The organism is Saccharomonospora xinjiangensis XJ-54, from assembly GCF_000258175.1.
In the GTDB taxonomy this organism is placed as follows: domain Bacteria; phylum Actinomycetota; class Actinomycetes; order Mycobacteriales; family Pseudonocardiaceae; genus Saccharomonospora; species Saccharomonospora xinjiangensis.
In genome coordinates, this window is sequence record NZ_JH636049.1 from 704956 (window position 1) to 722508 (window position 17553).

Annotated in this window: 14 protein-coding genes; 9 read left to right on the forward strand and 5 right to left on the reverse strand. The window is 67.5% G+C overall.

Annotation, left to right across the window (positions count from 1 at the left end; genetic code table 11):
* The first annotated feature begins 25 nt into the window (after positions 1–25).
* Positions 26–217 (forward strand): hypothetical protein, encoded by a 192-nt coding sequence (locus tag SACXIDRAFT_RS23480; RefSeq protein WP_040922015.1) that lies wholly within the window; start codon positions 26–28, stop codon positions 215–217.
* Here the strand turns inward: SACXIDRAFT_RS23480 and SACXIDRAFT_RS02580 are convergent.
* Together SACXIDRAFT_RS02580 and SACXIDRAFT_RS02585 are read right to left on the reverse strand one after the other, a co-directional pair.
* Positions 204–3158 (reverse strand): AfsR/SARP family transcriptional regulator, encoded by a 2955-nt coding sequence (locus SACXIDRAFT_RS02580; RefSeq protein ID WP_006236907.1) that lies wholly within the window; start codon positions 3156–3158, stop codon positions 204–206. The genes SACXIDRAFT_RS23480 and SACXIDRAFT_RS02580 overlap by 14 nt on opposite strands.
* Before the next feature lie 330 nt (positions 3159–3488).
* On the reverse strand, positions 3489–4130 hold the full coding sequence (locus SACXIDRAFT_RS02585; RefSeq protein ID WP_006236909.1) for a hypothetical protein: 642 nt from the start codon (positions 4128–4130) through the stop codon (positions 3489–3491).
* Positions 4131–5157: 1027 nt separating this feature from the next.
* On the opposite strand from SACXIDRAFT_RS02585, the gene SACXIDRAFT_RS02590 reads away from it, so the two are divergent.
* From SACXIDRAFT_RS02590 to SACXIDRAFT_RS02600, 3 genes are all read left to right on the forward strand, one after another.
* Positions 5158–6303: a zinc-dependent alcohol dehydrogenase gene (locus SACXIDRAFT_RS02590; RefSeq protein WP_157599630.1), complete on the forward strand. Its 1146-nt coding sequence runs from the start codon at positions 5158–5160 to the stop codon at positions 6301–6303.
* Positions 6300–7466, forward strand: coding sequence for an MFS transporter (locus SACXIDRAFT_RS02595; protein WP_006236912.1), 1167 nt, complete (start codon positions 6300–6302; stop codon positions 7464–7466). Before SACXIDRAFT_RS02590 ends, SACXIDRAFT_RS02595 begins: the two co-directional genes overlap by 4 nt.
* Before the next feature lie 359 nt (positions 7467–7825).
* On the forward strand, positions 7826–9490 hold the full coding sequence (locus tag SACXIDRAFT_RS02600; protein ID WP_006236913.1) for an SMI1/KNR4 family protein: 1665 nt from the start codon (positions 7826–7828) through the stop codon (positions 9488–9490).
* A 283-nt stretch (positions 9491–9773) separates the two neighbouring features.
* Here SACXIDRAFT_RS02600 and SACXIDRAFT_RS02605 read toward each other — a convergent pair whose 3' ends face one another.
* Together SACXIDRAFT_RS02605 and SACXIDRAFT_RS02610 are read right to left on the reverse strand one after the other, a co-directional pair.
* Positions 9774–10691 carry a hypothetical protein gene (locus SACXIDRAFT_RS02605; RefSeq protein WP_006236914.1) on the reverse strand — a complete coding sequence of 306 codons (918 nt, stop codon included), beginning with the start codon at positions 10689–10691 and terminating at the stop codon, positions 9774–9776.
* Positions 10692–11215: 524 nt separating this feature from the next.
* A complete protein-coding gene (locus SACXIDRAFT_RS02610; RefSeq protein ID WP_006236915.1) occupies positions 11216–12328 on the reverse strand; it encodes a serine hydrolase domain-containing protein in 1113 nt (370 codons plus the stop codon).
* Between the two features lie 593 nt (positions 12329–12921).
* Here SACXIDRAFT_RS02610 and SACXIDRAFT_RS02615 point away from each other — a divergent pair.
* Genes SACXIDRAFT_RS02615 through SACXIDRAFT_RS02635 form a run of 5 tightly spaced genes read left to right on the forward strand, consistent with a single transcriptional unit; the run spans position 12922 to position 15662 of the window.
* Positions 12922–13635: a hypothetical protein gene (locus SACXIDRAFT_RS02615; RefSeq protein WP_006236916.1), complete on the forward strand. Its 714-nt coding sequence runs from the start codon at positions 12922–12924 to the stop codon at positions 13633–13635.
* A gap of 3 nt (positions 13636–13638) precedes the next feature.
* The gene (locus tag SACXIDRAFT_RS02620) at positions 13639–13953 is read left to right on the forward strand and encodes a hypothetical protein (RefSeq protein WP_006236917.1); all 315 of its coding nucleotides are present in this window, start codon (positions 13639–13641) and stop codon (positions 13951–13953) included.
* A gap of 20 nt (positions 13954–13973) precedes the next feature.
* Complete coding sequence (locus SACXIDRAFT_RS02625) at positions 13974–14717, forward strand: hypothetical protein (protein WP_006236918.1); 744 nt, start codon at positions 13974–13976, stop codon at positions 14715–14717.
* Complete coding sequence (locus SACXIDRAFT_RS02630) at positions 14702–15160, forward strand: hypothetical protein (protein WP_232285238.1); 459 nt, start codon at positions 14702–14704, stop codon at positions 15158–15160. The genes SACXIDRAFT_RS02625 and SACXIDRAFT_RS02630 overlap by 16 nt, the downstream gene beginning before the upstream one ends.
* Before the next feature lie 4 nt (positions 15161–15164).
* Positions 15165–15662 carry a hypothetical protein gene (locus SACXIDRAFT_RS02635; RefSeq protein ID WP_232285239.1) on the forward strand — a complete coding sequence of 166 codons (498 nt, stop codon included), beginning with the start codon at positions 15165–15167 and terminating at the stop codon, positions 15660–15662.
* 406 nt (positions 15663–16068) lie between these two features.
* Here the strand turns inward: SACXIDRAFT_RS02635 and SACXIDRAFT_RS02640 are convergent, their stop codons facing one another.
* Positions 16069–17553, reverse strand: a complete 1485-nt coding sequence (locus SACXIDRAFT_RS02640; RefSeq protein WP_006236922.1) for a serine/threonine-protein kinase — start codon at positions 17551–17553, stop codon at positions 16069–16071.

The following is a 17553-nucleotide window of genomic DNA, read 5'->3' on the forward strand; positions in this document are numbered from 1 at the left end:
AAAACCTGGTCGCGACGGTCGTGCGGTGGAACAAACGGTTGCCGAGCACGTATGTGCCCGACCAGCCGCAGGATCGGGCTTCCACGATCCTGCCGAGTACGCGAGGGTCGCCGCGGACGGCCATGAGCCGGCGCGACGTCCGAAGCGTGAGGCCGCCCCGGGGATCAGGGTGCTGTCCGAGCCGGGCGTCGGCTCGGACGAACTCATCGAGTTGTGACGGCCCGCGCCGCCGCGAGTGTCCGATCCAGCTCCTCCGTCTTGCGGTGCATGCCCAGCTCCCTGGCCAGCGTGAGCGCCGACCCGGCCAGTTCCGCCGCTTGATCGGTCTGGCCCAGCGCGAGAAGGTTCACGGCGAGCCGGTGCCGCGCCTCGACCTCGCCTCTGCGGTCGGCGAACTCGGTGAAGACCCGCAACGCTTTCTCGATGAGCCCGATGGCCTCGCGGTGGCCTCCCCGGTACTCGACGATGCGGCTGTGAGACAGCCGCACGTAGGCGTGCCCCACCGGCTGATCCAGTTCGTCGAGCAGGGTGAGCGCCCTTCGGCACACGTCGTCGGCCGCGCCCAGCTCCCCGAGTGCGATGAGGGCCTTGGCCAGGCTGCTCAGTACCACGGCCTCAAGGTCGGCCTCCCCGATCCGCTCGGCCACGGCGAGCGCGCGCCGCAGCGGGCTCACCGCGCTGTGCGGATCGCCCGCGCTGATCCGCACGTTGCCCAGCTGCCGCAACGCCCGTGCCTCGCACCGGAGGTCCTCGGTGAGCGCTCTGAGGTCCAGGGCGTCGCGGGCGAGCTGCTCGGCGGCGGCGAGATCACCGAGTTGCATCCGGCAGAAGCTCAGCAGAACCAGGGTGTTCATCAACGCCGGGTTCTCTCCGGCACGGGCGAAAACCTCGGCGCACGACGTCAGAATGGCGGCGGCATCGCCGAGCAGGCCGCCCATGGCCGCGGCGTGGGCCCTGCCGAACTCCGCTCGCGCCGACACCAGCGCATCTCCCGCAGCGGCCCGCGCCACCGCCGAGTACACGCGGTCGATCTCACTCCTGCGGTGTTTCATGGCGAGGAAGCTGCTCAGCCGTTCCGCCGCGTCGAGGGCGTCGCGATACCAGCCCAGTTCCGCGCCCCTGATCAGGATGTCCAGCAACGTCTCACACTCCGCGGCACACCACGCCGTCGGGTCTCTGGACACGACCGCTGCCATCTCCTGCGGCAGCGGTGAGAGAGCCTGGAAGGTCTCCGAAGGGGGCGGACCGACCGGGGCCAGCCACCCCGCGGGCGGGGGCAGGTCGCGATGGGCCAGCTCGATCAGCATCCGGCACCGGTCGAACACACGTCGGAAGGCCGCTCTCGCCGCCGTCCCCTCGATCTCGGGGTCGCCGTCCAGCGCGCGGCCCTGCTCCGAGGCGAAGACCCGCACCAGATCGTGCATCGTGTAGCGCTCCGCCCGCACCGAAGCCGGTTCGACCAGATGGCTTTCCAGCAGGTTGTGCAGCGCCTGGTCCACGCAGGCGTCGTCGTCCACGAGCGCGGCGAGCGCCCACGGCGACAGATCGGGAGTCCCCACGAGAGCGAAGCGCCGGAACACCCGCCGCTCCAGCTCACCGAGCGCGTCATGCGAGACGGTGAACCCCGCCCGCACGTCGAGTTCGGCGACCGCCAGCTCGTCGAGTACGAGTCTCCGATCACGCATCTTCGCCAGCAGGCGAGCCAACGACCACGACGGTCTGGTCACCAGCCTCGCCACCACCACTCTGATCGCGAGCGGCAGCCGCCCGCACAGATCCACCAGCTCCCCCGCGGCCTCCGGCTCGGCCTCGACGCGCTCGCGGCCGATCACCCTGGTCAGGAGCAGCACTCCTTCCTCATGCGTCAACGGCGCGAGTGGCAACGAGATCACGCCTGGCGGTCCCACCAGACGTCTTCGACTGGTCACCAGCACCGAGGCCCCCGAGGTTCCCGGCAGCAGCGGGCGGACCTGCCCCATATCGGCGGCGTCGTCGAGCACCACGAGCACGCGCCGCCGGGCGAGCCTGGTGCGGTAGCTGGCGGCGCGTTGCTCGGCACCGGCGGGGATGGCCACATCCGGAACGCCGAGACCGCGCAACAGATCGGCGAGCACATCCTCCGGCGACCGGGGCGAGCCGGAGCCCCCGCCGAGAGACGCGTAGAGCTGCCCGCCGGGAAAGCGGTCCGCGAGCCGGTGCGCCGCCCGGATGGCCACCGTGGTCTTGCCTGCCCCTGGCTGCCCGCTGACCACCACCACCCGGACGGCGCCGTCGGTCTTCTCAGGGTCGAGTCCCTCCACGATCCTGGTCAGCACGTCGTCCCTGCCGGTGAAGTCCGCCGTGTCTGCGGGAAGCTGCCTCGGCGGCTCGGACAACGGCGGCGGTGTCGCACCCCCTTCCGGTGCGCGTTCCCCCCGGAGGATGCGCGACTGGAGGTCGCGCAGCTCGGCTCCCGGCTCGACGCCGAGCGCATCGATGAGGGCCGACCTCGTCGCGGTGTAGACCTCCAGTGCGCCTGCCCGGTTCCCGCCCAGCCACAGTGCTCGCATCAGCAGCCCGGCGAGTTCCTCCCGCAACGGGTGCTCGGCGAGCAGCGTGTGCAGTTCGGGAACCACGTCGTCGTGGCGGCCGAGTTCGATCTCCGCGGCGAGGCAGTCCTCATGCGCGGTGATCCGTGCGTGTTCCCATGCCCTGAGCAGGTCGGCCACCGGTGGGGACGCGGTCGTACCTTGTGAGGACGGCTGCCCCTGCCACAGCGCGACAGCCAACCGCAGCGCACCCGCCACGCGCTCGTGATCACCACGTCGTGCGGCGTCCCTGCCCTCCCTGACGAGCTGCTCGAACTCGATCAGGTCGCATTCGCCGGGCCGGAGATCGAGCTGGTAGCCGTCGGCAGTGCGCTGGAGCCGGTCCTCTGCGCCTTGCCGTGCGTGCCCGAGCGCCGACCGCAGCGCCCAGACGTGGTTGTGCAGACCGGCCATCGCCGTTCGCGGCGGGTTCTCGCCCCACAGCGCCTGCATCAGCCGGTCGATGGTGACCGTGCGGCTGTGATGGCCTGCCAGCAGCAACAGCAACGTCGCGGCCTTACCGCGAGGAATCGCGACTTCCGTGTCGTCGTCGGCCCGCAGGCGCAATCGTCCGAGTACCGTCAACCGCACGCCGCCCCCTGTGACCGTGTGTCGTCAGGTGCTGCCTGTTCCGAGATTATCGACACACGATCAGGGGAACCAACTCGTTTCCGGTTTTTCTTTGAGTGTTGCCAGCTCCAGCAGCCGCTGTAGTCGTTCGCCGGAAATGAAACCTCCGTTTTGCTGCGCTGTCACGGAAATGCTCACCAGGTCGTTCGGGGGCGGCCCTGCCACGGCGCTGTGGAAGTCCGGCGAGCCGGGTGATCAGGGGCGAACGACAGCCGCGTCTCCAGCGTGCATATCACCTCGCCGGAGGCGGCCGGGCACGACTCAACCCGGCCCGGCCGCCTCCGGGCCTGGTCACGCGGCCAGCGACCACTGCCGTTCGTAGGCGACGGCGAGCCCGCGCACGCAGGCGTCGATGTTTTCCCTGTTGGTGTTGGCGCGCAGCCGGTAGAGCTTGCCGTGTCTGCTGTCGAGCACCACCGGCGTGGCCCCGGGAAGCGCCAGGCCGGTGAAGGTCTCCATCATCTGCAACACGATGTCGGCACTGCCCTGATTGAGTGCCGCGCCCTTGCAGTACGGGAGCACGAGCCACCTCGTGTCGTTCTTGTCATGCAGGCGAACACCCAGCAGGTGACGGAAGACGATCCGCAGATTTCCCTCCGCCCACGTGGCTTCACCGACTTGAACGCCGGTCGCCCGCTTCGGAACGGTTTTCGAGAATCCCGCCACGGCATCGCGATACGCCTCCGCGCGCCAGTCGTTCTTCTCCTCGGCTCGCGCCACAACGCGATCGAGTTCGCCGTGCCGGTCAACAGAATTCAAGGACCTCCGGAAAGCCGAGAGCAACGGACCGTAGGCAGACCAGGCGTACCGGCCGGGGTCGAGATACCGGCGTTTCTGCTCGGCCACCAGTGACATGGACTTCCGTGGACCCGCGTGAACGTAATCCAACCATTGGAGTCCACCGATGAAAACGGTACGGGCAGTGGGTTTCATCGAACCACTCCGTTCGCCGCACGGAGCGCCGCCGAAAGCCTCGCGAAACAGGGTTCCCGTTGCCGCGGGACTTTCAACGGCGCCGAACTCTTCCTACCGCACCAGTTTACCAGGAGAACGATCTGCCGATCGGCCTTCAGGCGGGTTTTTCTCAAGGCGAACACCGCATTTCCGCACTCGCGTACAACGAGACGAGGAAGGACACCTCGGCGGCCCGATCCCGGTTTATTCCGCCGCCGGATCACCATCACGGAATGCGTTTCTTGTCAGGCGGGACCTGAGGAACCTTGGCCCGGGGACCGGCCTGCGGCGATCGGTGAACCCGGAAGCGAGCGGAAGTCGCCCGCCGATCGGCACGACGTCCCCGTGACCGAGGTCCGGCAGCCACAAAAACCGAGGCCCGGGCAGGCACAGAAGAGCGTGGCGTTCGCGGTCAGCGCTCCTCGGTCCGCCTCCGGCGATCGGCGGCCGAGCGGCGCACCACCCCTCCCCTCCGCCGTCCGCCCGCACCGTTCAGCCGCTCCGGAGGAGCACCGGGATCGCTGACGCGTCAAGGGAAAGCCGTCCGGTGGCCACCCACCCCTCAGCCCTCTGGCGAACGTCCGTTGAACGCTCGCCGAACCGCCACCGAACGACCACGGCCGCCGCGTGCACAGGAAGCGCGGGGCCGACCTCACCACAGCACACCACCCCTCGTGACGTGAGGGCCATCACAGCGCAGGCGGGCGGGGTGGGCACTGCATTCGAGTCACGATCACCACTCGCGCCCGTCACGGATTGTATTGAAGATCGTTTCTAGCGCCCGTCCGGGCGATTCTCCATCGCCGGATTCCCAGGTACGGGAAATTTCGCGTAACCGAGCGGTACCACTCGCGCCGATCGGTGGTTGCGTCCCCTGCCGGTTGTCTGTTCCACTCTCGTATGGCACTGCGGTGCGCAACTGGGGGACAACGACGTCTGTGGTTGGCAAGGCATGCCCGACACGAAATCTGACGTGAACACCCATGGATGGAATTGGGGGTTGGTCGTGCGCGCTTATGTGATGGACGGTCCCGGACGTATCCGTTTGTCCACGGTTGACGATCCGGTGTGCGGACCGGACGAAATCCTGCTCGCCACCGAAGCGGTCTCGGTGTGCTCCACCGACATTTCCTATTTCAAAGGTCACCTGTTCCCGACGTCGTGGCCCATCATCCCGGGACACGAGTACGTCGGCGAGGTCGTCGAGGTCGGTTCGTCGCTCACCGGCAGAGTCGGCGTCGGTCAGCGCATCACCTACTGGGGGCAGACCGATTTCGGAGGAATGGCGGAGCTGCGGGCGATTCGTCCCATTTTCGCCCACGACGTCGCGGCACGGGAGACCTCCTGGTACACGACCCGGAACTTCTACGACGCCGATCAAGCGGCTGCCGTGGCGGTGCCGGACACGATGGACTCCACCGCCGCCACCATCGTCGAACCGCTGACCTCGGTACTGCGTTCGCTGCTGATCAACCCGCCGAGACCGGGCGATTCCTGCGTCGTCCTCGGCTGCGGTCCCAGCGCGCAGCTCGCCATCCAGGTCCTGACCAAGGTCCTCGGCGCCGGTTCGGTCACCGCTGTGGACCGCGTGGACCCGCGATTGGCGCTGTCCCGCCACAACGGTGCCCGATTGACGTTCAACACCACGACCGACGGCCCCGCGCTGGAGCAGTTCGTCCACGACCATCAGGACGAGTTCGCGGACTACGTATTCGACGCCCTGCCCAACGTGGCCGTCGGCGATCAGGGCAAGGATGTCCGCGAACTGGCGATGGGATTGCTGCGGCCCGGCGGGCTCTACGTCATCTACGGCGCCACCGAGGTTCCCCAGCACATCAGCACCTGGCTCATCCTGGCCAAGGGCCTGCATCTGCGGGCCACCCCGTTCGACGTCCGGCTCTTCCCCATGCAGCGATCGGCACACGTGGCCCAGGTGGCGATGACGCTGATCGACACGGGTGTCATCGACGTCGGTCCGGTCGTCAGCGACCACATCGACTTCGGCGACGAGGACGCGGTCCGGCGTGCCTTCGCCGGCTACGGCACGGCGGGGTCGATGAAGTTCTCTCTCCTGACACCCGTTGCTCGCACCCGGATCGAAGCGACGAACACACGCGAGGGCGAGTTGGTGCACGCGGGGAGCGGGCGGTGACGAGCACGCTCGGCTCTTCGCGGCGATCGGCATCGACGCGCGTGGCGATCGCGACGTTGTTCTTCGCGCTGGGCGCCGGATTCGGAAGCTGGGTGGTCCGCATTCCCGACGTACAGCATCAGCTGGGGCTGTCTCACGGAACGCTGGGCACCGCCCTGCTGGCGGCATCGGTCGGTGCACTGATCGGGATGCCGCTGGTCGGCTACCTCAGCACCCGCGTCGATGCCGCCGTGCTCACCACGAGCACTGCCGTGGTGTTCACGATGTCGCTGGCGTTGCCCGCTGTCGCGCCTGACCTCGGGCTTCTCATCGCCGCGCTGTTCGTGCTGGGTGTGGGCAACGGCGCGCTCGGGGCCACCATGAACGCGCAAGGCGCGCTGTTCGAGCGGGACACCGGCAGGCTGGTTCTGGCATCCTTCCACGGGGTGTTCAGTGTCGGCGGCCTGCTCGGCTCGCTGGTCGCGGGCTGGGCTGGCGGGGCGGGCATGAGCGCGGCGGTCCATCTGGCCTGCGTCGCCGCCGTACTCACGTCACTGGTGCTGGGGGCAGCCCGGTTCCTGATTCACGACCTTCCCCGGCACAGCAGCAGTGTTCTCGCGCTGCCCGACAGGAGAATCGCCCTGTTCGGTCTTGTCGCCTTCTGCGGCCTGCTGTGCGAGGGTGCGGTGTCCGATTGGAGCGCGGTGCTGCTTCGCGACGCCCGCGACGTCTCCCCCGGACTCGTCGGCCTCGGCTACACGGCGTTCGCGCTGTCCATGGCGGCCATGCGATTCTGCGGGGACGTCGTGGTCGGCAGGCTCGGGCCACGGAGCACCGTGCGACTGGCCGGATGCGCCGCCGTGGCGGGTTCGGCGATCATCGTTGTCGCACAGGCGGCCTGGCTTGCCATGGTGGGGTTCGCGGTCCTCGGCATCGGCCTGGCGGTCGTGTTCCCGACGGTCATCAGTGTGGTCTCACGCAGGGAAGCCCAGCCAGCCGTCGCGGTGAGCGCACTGTCCACAGTGGGGTATGTCGGGTTTCTCGCCGGGCCGCCGCTGATCGGCTACCTCGCCGATGCCACAACGCTGCCTCATGCCCTGCTGGTGCTCGTCGGGTGCAGCGTGGCGATCGTTTTGTCAGGACAGATCATGCCTCGCCGCGACGACGCGCCGGTGCCCGTCTGATCGCGGCCACCGGGAACTGAGCGCGACGCGACGCGCCAGGCGCAGCGGCCACCCACCGTGGCGGGAAGCCCGTGACGGTGGGTGGCTCGGGGCTCGGCTAAGGCGGTTTGGTCGTCATCGACCGTGGCCGACCTGGCCACCAGCTCGCCCGCCGTGTGCCGCCTTTCGCCGAGCCGATCGACCGCACCTCGCTCTCGCGAGTGGTGATCGCACTCCTCGGAGTTCGCCTCGCTCTCGGTGTGGCAACAGCGGACAGCGACGCCCGGCCCGAACGCGCAAGCCGCATCGCCCACTCCAGCCGGTGCTCGTCGGCCTGCTACACATGCGTGATCATCGTCGAGATGCAAGGAACTTCGTTCATGAACGGCCGAGAAGACCCGCCTGTCGAGCGCGCGCTCCGCGCACTAGCCGGGAAAATCGCCGCTGGGGCTCCATCGGGGTGGCGTCGCGCCGAACTTCACGGTTACGCCGACGGCGCAGGCTCCGGCCACCGTGGTTTCTCATTCGAGCCCTCCCGGCTCAACCAGTACGGCAGCAACGACATCGACGTGCACGAGGAACTGCGCCGTATCGCTGACCTGGCCGGCACCAGCCGCCGCCTCACGATCGACGTGGTGGTGTGGGCATGGGGCCGGTTCGAGGCAATTCTGAGTGAGCGGTTGGACAGCGCGGAGAACCAGCACAGTGTCGTCTATGTTCTCGACCACGACACGCTTCCGCCGGATCCGGGTGAGCTCCAGGATGGGCCGGCCGATCCCACTCCCGCAGGAGACCCCGACGAGGCGGTCGCTCTGCTGGGTTCCTACCTCCGGCTCCGCGACCGCATCCTGAACCCCGACCGCTACGCCCCACCCGCCGCGCTGCCTGCCAGACAACGCGCCAGGATCGAAAAGGGGCTTCCCGCCGCCCTCCCTCCCGATCTGCGCGCGCTGTACAGCGTGATCGACGGCGACGGAGGGGAGGGGCTGCTCGCCCGGCATCCCTGGTTCGGTCTCGACGAGGTCGAAGCTCTCAGCCGCCCGGACAACCGGTGGTGGGTCTCGCGTGAGTGGCAGCAGTACCTGAGCAGGCCTTTCGTGACCACCGTCGGCCCGCCGTTGACCGTGCGGCGGATGATCGACTGCCCCGCGTGGATCCCGTTCGCCACGAGCACCGGCGGTGATTTCCTGGCGGTGGACATGAGTCCGGGCCCGCGTGGCCGTCCGGGACAGGTGATCAGGATCGGCCTCCACCACAACGATGGCCCCACCTATGTCGCCGACTCCGTGACGAGCCTGCTGCGCGAGCACGTCACCGCGCTGGAGACCGGCGCTTACGAGTGCGTGGACGGCGAGTTCTGGATCGACCTTGCCGAGTTCAGGCCCGCGCGGCGTCAGCGCTTCGCCTTCCGCACCATGCGTGTCACCGGTGGTACGGCCATGCGCCTGGAACTGGGCCCCGACGTGGAAGCGCTTGAGGTGAGTGACGCCCCATTCGTCGATCTGGGGCCGGTCGCCGGAACGCCCGCACTGACGCGGGTGACGATGCGGAACTGTCCGGCGGCCGACCTGTCCCCGCTGGCGCGGACACCGGTAGAGGTTCTCGATCTCGCACTGGACACCGTGGACCTGAGTGGTCTCGAGGGGCATCCGGTTGTGCGGAGCCTGACGGTGCGCACGGATGCCCCGCTCGACCTCGCGCCGCTGCGGTCGTGCCCTCGGCTTTACCTGCTCGACCTGTCCGAGGCGACCGACATTCCGGACATCGAGGTACTCGGCGAGCTTCCCTCGCTGCTCTACCTCAACCTGCGATACGACCAGTGGGAGGCGCTCTGGGAACGGACTTCACATCCGAGCACCTTGGCCGTCGCCGGGCTCGCGAGCGAACCGCCGAAGGAGAAACGATTCTGGTGGTCGGCGACCAACGCCTACCACCCGCCGGAGCCGTCGCGCAAGACCGTGCTGAGGTGGACGCGCGAACTCGTGGGAAACGCCGGCGACGTCCGAGTCGTCACGGGCGGATTCAATCCACTGCGGCGGCGTTGACGAAGCGGCGCGCGCTGGACCGTCGGTCGTGGTGGAAGGCTCCGTTCGCCTTCCACCACGACGAGCCACGGTCGCGCACCCTTGGTGGCCCGCCTTGGCAGCCTCCGGCACGTCGGGCTCCTGCGACGGCCTCAGTGTGGCGGCCTCAACGCGAGGGCTCGCTCCCCTACCGGACAAGAATCCTCCCCGGCGGCACCCGTCTCACGGAGGTGATCCGGCGCCCGCCACACGGAACGTCGTCGGCCCGCAGACGAGAGCGAGGCGCCGCCTGGGTGTGGCGGCCTCAGCCCCGGGTCGAGAGCAGCGCGACAGCGAGGTCGAACTGCGCCCGCGACGGCGGGCGGGTCCACGTGATGCCGGGCTCCTGATCGAGGAGCATCCGTGCCATGGCAGCACCGAACACATCGGACGCCTGCGCCCCCGGCATCCGGTGCCGGAGCACCTGGTATTCCAGCAACACGCGACCGTAGTCGTACATGAACGCGTTGGTGTATTTGCTCTTCTCGGCGTCGGCCTTCTCCAGCCCGGCCACGAATTCGGGCTCGGGTTCCTGGACCACCGCCTTGATGACGTCGAGGCGGTTCTCGATCGGGGAGCTGTTGGAATGCGCGAAGGCCTCGTCCTCCATCTCGCGCACGTGCTCGGGAAGCTCGGGCAGGACGGCGCAGACGCCGTAGCCGTAGTCCTCGTCGCCGTAGCCGCCGACGGCGTGGTTGGTCACGCCCTGCGCGTGCGTTGCCGACATCATCTGGCTGGTGATCTCGTACTTGTCCATCCCGTCGATCTCGCCGTCAGGCAGCCACCGGCTCCGCAAGTGCAGCACGCCTCCGGTCTCCTTGTGGTCGGCGTCGTCGATGAGCTGCCGCACGGCGGTGACCGGATCGGCGATCGCGGCCTCGCCCATATCCCTGAACCGGGCCGTCAGCAGATACAAAGAGATCAGCATCGGCGGCTCGGAGACTCGCAGAACGCCTTCCTCCCGGTGGAGGAAGACGCTGCTGTGTTCATCGTCGTAGGCTTCGAGCCCGGCCATGAACGCTTTTTCCGCCTCCTCGTCGAGTTGCCGCTCCCAGGCCCACTTCTGCTCGGCGTGGAACCGGTAGAAGTCCTCACCCCTCAACGGATCGCGAAAGCGCCACCACAGAACACCGCCGACCACCAGGACGGCGACAACGCCGACCACAATCCACACAACCGTCATGATTGTCCCCTCAGTACGTGTTTGCGCGCCGCGCATACGCGCGACGAGGCGGCGAACCTTACATGATCCACACCACCCGGCGCAGACGGTGCCACGAGGGAGGATCGTGGCCGGTCGATTCCGCAATGGGCGACTACGTTCGGCGGCAACGATCACCTTCTCGCCGTGGTGCCAGCGCTCCGCGAGGGGCCGGCCGCCGATGACTGTCCGCGAAGACGGAACCTCATACGGATCGGGCGCGCGACACCGGCTGAGCTGGATGCAGCCGCCCCACATTTCGTCGTGCGTGATCCGGCCGGGTTCGTGGACTCCGATGAGTTCCGGGAAGAGATAGCGGCGACTGGGAAGCGTCCCGAGTGCACCTGACTCGCCGAGAAGAGGCTCACGAGATGTCGGTCGCGCCCGCGGTGAGGGCGCGACCAAAGACATTCTCGTTACCACGCTGCGGCGGGGTGCCCGCGCATCTCCGGCGCAGGCACCCCGTAGAACAGCCGCGCATGAGGCGACGACAACGAAGAACTTCGCTACTCACAGAGGGCGGAGTCGAGGACGTCGAAAGACTTCTCGGCCACCGCCGTACTGAAGGTGTTCGTGACGACCGACGCGAAGCGACCGTCGTCGGTAACGCCCGTCGTGGAGACGTGCCCGGTTTCCACACCACCGTTCTTCGCCCAGTACGTGCCCCCGCACGACAGCGGGATCTCGTTGATTCCGAGCCCCACGCCACCGATGTTCCCTGGCACGGTCTTGTGCATTTCCGCCCACGCGGCGTCCGACACGACCTCACCGTCGGCCAGTGCGCGGAAGAACGTCACCGAATCCTGCAACGTGGATTCCATCGCCCCCGCCGTGGAGTAGATCGACAGCTCCACTCCGGTCGTGTTGTCTATCCACAGGTAAAATGGAGGGATTCGGCCACCCGCGTAGCCGTGGACGAACGGCTCCGCCAGCGCCCGCTCGCCTGGCGCGGGAAACGAAGTGCCCTCAAGACCAAGCGGCTCGATGATCCGCTCGGTGATCGCGTCGCCCGCGTACTGGCCGGTGATCTCCTCGATGAGCATGCCGAGCACCTGATAGCCGGTGTTGGAGTAGACACTTTTCTCACCGGGTCCGGCCACGGGCGGCTCGTCCATCGCCGCCCGAACCAGGTCGGCGAGCACGTAGGTGCCGTCAGGACCGGGATTGGCGTCGCTGGGGAACCGGGCCAGCCCGCTGGTGTGCTGGAGCAACTGGCGCACGGTGATGACATTGCCGTCGTAGTTGCCGGTCACGACACCGGGAAGGTACTTCTCGATCGGAGCGTCGAGTTCGACACGTCCTTCGTCCACAAGCTGGAGTACCACTGCCGCCACGAACGTTTTCGTCTGGCTGCCGCTGCGGAAATGGTCCTGCGCGGTGATCGGCCGATTCTTGCCGAACTCTGCCGTCCCCGCGGTCAGCGTCCACGCCTCGTCGGCATCTCCAGCGAACACCGCTGCTCCCGGTCCGGCGATCGACTGGTACTGGTTCAACACGGCCTGGGTCTCGGCGTGATCGTCTTCCTGCGCCTCCGCCACCGGCGCGATCACCGTCGTCACGGCCAGCGCAGCGCCGCCCGCGAGCCCGGTGAGGCGCTGTCGGTTGCTTGTCGTTGTCATTCCCGTTACCCCCTTCTGGATGGAGGTCCGCGCCTTCTCGCGGGCCCCGATGCGATGCGGCGATGACACTATGGGCACCGGGAAGCACGGACGAGGCCATGAGGCGGCCAGGATTGGCCGGTGCCGATGACCAGGGGGAATGGTCGGTTCAGTGTGCGACTGCCGATCTTTCCCTAAGCTCAGCTACTCGTCGTTGGCAGGTCACGAGGGGCACAGAGGTGCGCGACGGTTCTGGCTCGCACAAGTTAGCGACGGATCTCGGGATCGCGGGGTCGGTTCTCGGGATATTGGCTTTCTTCGGGCAACCAGCGTTTGCTCGAAGCTGCGGAAGCGACCGAGGAACGGGATCTTCGCGGGAGTCTGCGTGAGGCCGCCTACGCCGTCCAAAACTGGGCGTCGAGTCGCGCAAGAGCGTCCCCGTTCCCAGTCGGTGAGCGTCAGCAGGCGAAAGGATAGCGGAAACCCAGCGCAGGTGGACCTCGCTGTGTGGGGCCGACTACTCGAAGTGGAGCTCGTGAACTCAATGGTCAAAACAGGCGTAATGTGTGCGAAATGCCTGCGCCCATGGGGAGGCTGACGTAGAGTCCGCCAGCGTGAATGACCGGAGATGGGGTTTCGAAGAGGCCGAGGACTGGGAGTATGAGAAGTCCGGTGGTCTGCCGGCCCCAGTCGCAGAACCGGAGGAAACGCTGGTCGGGCAGGACGCCGACCAGGTGGTCCAGGTGGTCGTGTCGCCTGAGGCGGATGTCGTCGCCGTGCGGTTGTCGCCGCAGTGGCGTCAGGTGGTCGATCCGCGGGCGCTGCACACGAGCGTGCTCTCCGCCGCGAACGCCGCGACGGTCAGCGCGCTGGCTCGCAGCGTCGAGCACGCTGATCTCGCGGCGGACGGCACGCCGCCGGAGAACGCCGGCGCGGACGAGTCGGCATTGACAACCCGGGATGTGCAGCGGTTGCTCGATACGGTCGAAGAGGAGTTGCGCCAGTTCACCGCGCGGCTCTCGGCGATTGTGGATCAGCCGGCGCAGGTGCGAAGTTCCGGCGGGCATGTGCAGGGCTCGGCGCAACGCGGCCAGGTGCTCGCGCTGGACATCGACAGCGCGTGGGCCGGGCAAGCCCGGCACACGGAGATCGAAACGGAACTCACCGAGGTACTACGGGGCCTGCACGAGGCCAGCACTCCGCAGGAGATGTCCGCGGGGCCGCGCGGCAGCGCGATCTCCGAATTGATGGGGCTGGCCGCGAACCCGCGCCTGCTCATGCGACGGCTCGGCATGCCGGCGCCCACCGAGCCCACTGGGGAGGGGTAGGACATGGCTGACATCAAAGCCGCAGTCGCCGCACTGCGGGCCGACGCGGACATCTGGGACGGTGCGGCAACCGATTTGGACGCGCCGATACAGACGATCGGCTCACTGGGGTTGACCGGCCACGACGTGTCGATGTATGGCGTTGACGCGGGAATCGACACTACCTACTCCGGCGCTCAGAGCTCACTGGCGAACATGTTGGGGCAGGCGGCGCAAAACTTTCGTGATCTCGCGGGTGCGTTGCGGCGCGCCGCGGACATGTACGACCAGACCGAGGCCGACAACTACGAGAACATTCAAAGCGCCGCAGGCGACTGAGAAGGCTTGGGTGATCTGGCATGACGAGCCCCGCTATCCAGCAGGCTGACGCCAAGTTCCAAGAGCTCAAGGAGAAGATCAACGAGTTTTTCGACAAGGTCAACGACGTACTGAGCTGGGTTCCCGATTCCCTCGCCTACCTGTTGGACCAGATTCAGCAAGGTCTGGACGCGCTTCGGCAGAAAATCAAGGAGTTCTGGGACCGGGTCAACCAGCTGATTGACCAGCCTGGCAGCCCGACCCGCCTGCACGAGGTAGCCGAAGACTGGGCCAACAAGGTCGGCAACGTCATCGGCGATATCGCGGGCGATGTCGGCCTCGACAAGATGCAGACAAATCTGGACTGGGAGGGTCGCGGCGCCGAAGCATTCAAGGCCACGGTGCCCGCACAGGTTGACGGGCTGAATTCAGTCAAGGATCTGGCGGACCAGCTGCGGAGTTCGCTGGACAGCCTCGGCAACGGCATCGAGACGTTCTGGACGGCGATGGCTGTCGCGACCGGCGTGTTCGTCGTCGGCGCTGTCGCTGCGATCGCTGCCGCGTGCACCGTGGTAGGCATTCCTGCTGCCATCGCCGCCATCGCCACCGCGGCAGGGGTTTCGATCGGACTCGTCACGACCGCGATCCTGTCGTTGCAGTCGCTGACGAACACCATCTCCACCGAACAGACCTCCATCGCGCAGAAGGTGCACGACCTGGGGGACGAGTGGGCGAAGTCGAACATCGGCGCCATGCAGGAGGAGTCCGATTGGGAAGCGCGATGACGCTCGTCCAGTCCACGGCACGATCTGTCGCGAGTACGGCGATCGGTGTCGCCGTACTCGCGCTGACGGCACTGATCTGGCTCGGTGTCGCGGCGCCCACCGACACCCATCCGCTATTCTACTTTGGACTGATTTTCCTCGGTGGCGGAGCGATGGGCTTGCTGTTGGCCGGGGTCGGAGCGACGGCCGCCCGATCGCGTGCCTCCACCTCCGCTGATTTCCGGTCCTTCCAGGGGATTCGCAGGCTGGTGCTCGCCATGTGGTTGTGTACCGTGGTCGCCGACGCGCTCGGCGTCCTGGTGTTGCTCGCGATCGCGGGCGGCCGAGGTAGTACACCGCTGAGCACGAGCACGTTGGCCGTCGCGTTCGCCACGGCGGCGATCACGGTGATCTGCGCCGGTTTCACGTCGGCCGTCATGCGCCGTGTGCTCCCCACGGGTTGACTCCGTGCGCCGTCGCGATCGGGGACGTCGCCGTGACTATCGCGCGATCGATCCGACCCGTGCGCGGCGCATCAGCGCGAGCGCTGCGCCACTCGCGCTCGGATCGTTCTCGCTGGCCACGGCGCTTACCGGGAGTGCGGTGTACCTGGCGGTGGGGTGGGCGACGAAGGTCCCGCTGCTGGCGATGACTGTGGGCGCGCATGGGGCGCAGGCGCTCATCGCCGCGCTCTTCGGCATCGTCACGATGTCCATGCGCAACACGGTCTCGGCTCGACGGCTCGAACTGCGATCCGCCAACGCGGTCCGCCGGAACCTGCTCGTCCTGTGGAACCTCGGCCTGCTCATGGCATGCCTGGGCTGGCTCGCTCTCGGCGTGGGTGTCACCGCCGCACCGGAGCCGATCGGTGCGCCGACGGCCTTCGTGGAGATCCTCGTGCCCGCCGTGCTCGTCGTGTACAACGGCGTTGTCGTGGTGCTGGCTCACCGCCTGCTGCGCGCCTGACCTGCACGCAGCAGGCTCGCAACGCGGCCCGCGAGCACGTGCGTGGTCCCTTTCCTGGGCCGGCTGCTCACCCGTCCGTCCGCTGATCGATCGCGGCCTCGTAGAAGGCATCCGCGAGGGCCATGATGACGGCGCTGATTCCGGGTCCGTCGCTGAAGAAGTAGTCGGCCATGGTGTTGTGGGCTTCTGGTGGTCGTGTTCCCCGTTGATGTTGCCCCGTCCACGTCGATCGACGCCTCCAGTTCATGGAGCCATCACCGCAGTACTTATCCAGCCCACCGGGCACGCCAGCGCGCCGTCCACGGACAAAACCATGAACAACTTCCCTAACTCGCCGACAAACTGGGAGACCGAGGGCACCGCCGATAACGGTGCGACGGATAAGCCGCCAGACATCCGCCCGACGTCATCGCGTGTAGCGGGCCAGCATTGACCGTAACGTCTCGGCTCGCGAATCCGTGGGGCTCAGGTCGGCGAGTATCGACCGGACTTGCGAGGCGGCACCGGCCACGTCACCTGCAGACGCCCGCAGGCTGGCTACCTGTTGCCGTAGCTCGACCACCTCGTCGTCCCTGGCGTTGTGCTGCCGCAACCGCATGGCCAGCACGGGCTCCAGCTGCTCCAACGCTTCCGCCGCCCGCCCCAGAGCGGCATGGCACACCACGATCTGCATCCTCCAGTGCAGGACGTCGGAGTCGTCCGCCGAACGCTCCGGTGCCACGTGCTCGACCAGCCGTTCATAGTGCACGAGAGCGCGTGCGTAATCGCCACCGAGAAGCAGCGTGTTGGCCAACTGGAGTCGCGCGCCGCGATGTGCGCGGTCGGTCTCCCCCACTTGTGCCAGTAGGTCCTCGAGCAGTCTTGCTGCCTGCGTGAACCGTCCCGCCTCCGCCAGGTCGGCGGCTTCGTCGCGCACGGTCCGGATGTCGAGAGTTGCCGGGGAAACTCGCTGTGCCTGCTGAGATACCGCCCGACGACGCGGAGCGAGCGGCCGCCTATACGGTCGTGTGGGGTCGGACGCCGTCGTCACGTCGTCGGTCGTGCCAGATTCCGGCTGGGGCAGGAACGGCAGCAGCCGTTCATACACTTCCTGCGCGTCGGCTGGCCGGTTCTCCGGCTCCTTGGCGAGAAGTTGGAGTACCAGTTCTTCGATGGCGATTGGGGTGTCCCGACGTTGTGGCCGTAGCCGGGGCGGTGCTTCCTCGACGTGCTGACGCATGGCTGGATACGTGCCTTCCGCAGTGAAAGGACGTTCACCGGCGAGAAGTTCATGCAGGATGCAGCCGAGTGAGTACAGGTCGCTGCGTGGACTGGGAACACCGCCGAGAACCTGTTCCGGCGACATGTAGGCCGGGCTGCCGACGGCTTCACCTGTCGCCGTGAGCCGGGTGATGTCCGCTTCGAGCAGCGCGGCGACCCCGAAGTCGAGGACAGTGACCGTGCCGTCTGGCTTGATCATCACGTTGCTTGGTTTCAGGTCGCGGTGCACCAGGGACACGGCGTGGGCCGCCGCCAGTACCGATGCCGTCTGAGCTGTCACGGCGACCGCCCACTCCAGCGGCACGGGCTGGTGCTGTGCCAGGAAGTCGACCAGGTCGATCCCGGGGACGAGCTGCATGACGAGATACAGCTCGTCCCCTTCGGTACCAGCGTCGAACACCGCGGGCACCCCGGGATGCTCGACTCGCGCGGTCAAGCGAGCCTCGCGCAGGAATCGCTTCACGAGCGTGTCGTGTTCCGAGCGCGGCGAGAGCGCCTCCGAGCGCAACAGTTTGACGGCGACAGCGCGGTCGAGCCGCTTGTCGAAGCCCGACCAGACCTCGCCCATTCCGCCACGTCCGATCGGGGAGACGATGTCGTATCGCTGCGCCAGAGTCCGCCGTGCCGCCAT

Excerpts from the sequence above, each read along its gene's own strand:
- SACXIDRAFT_RS02620 (WP_006236917.1), top strand. The coding sequence starts at position 13,639 with ATGGCTGACATCAAAGCCGCAGTCGCCGCACTGCGGGCCGACGCGGAC.
- SACXIDRAFT_RS02605 (WP_006236914.1), bottom strand. The coding sequence starts at position 10,691 with ATGACGGTTGTGTGGATTGTGGTCGGCGTTGTCGCCGTCCTGGTGGTC.
- SACXIDRAFT_RS02585 (WP_006236909.1), bottom strand. The coding sequence starts at position 4,130 with ATGAAACCCACTGCCCGTACCGTTTTCATCGGTGGACTCCAATGGTTG.
- SACXIDRAFT_RS02625 (WP_006236918.1), top strand. The coding sequence starts at position 13,974 with ATGACGAGCCCCGCTATCCAGCAGGCTGACGCCAAGTTCCAAGAGCTC.
- SACXIDRAFT_RS02610 (WP_006236915.1), bottom strand. The coding sequence starts at position 12,328 with ATGACAACGACAAGCAACCGACAGCGCCTCACCGGGCTCGCGGGCGGC.
- SACXIDRAFT_RS02600 (WP_006236913.1), top strand. The coding sequence starts at position 7,826 with ATGAACGGCCGAGAAGACCCGCCTGTCGAGCGCGCGCTCCGCGCACTA.
- SACXIDRAFT_RS02640 (WP_006236922.1), bottom strand. The coding sequence starts at position 17,553 with ATGGCGGCACGGCGGACTCTGGCGCAGCGATACGACATCGTCTCCCCG.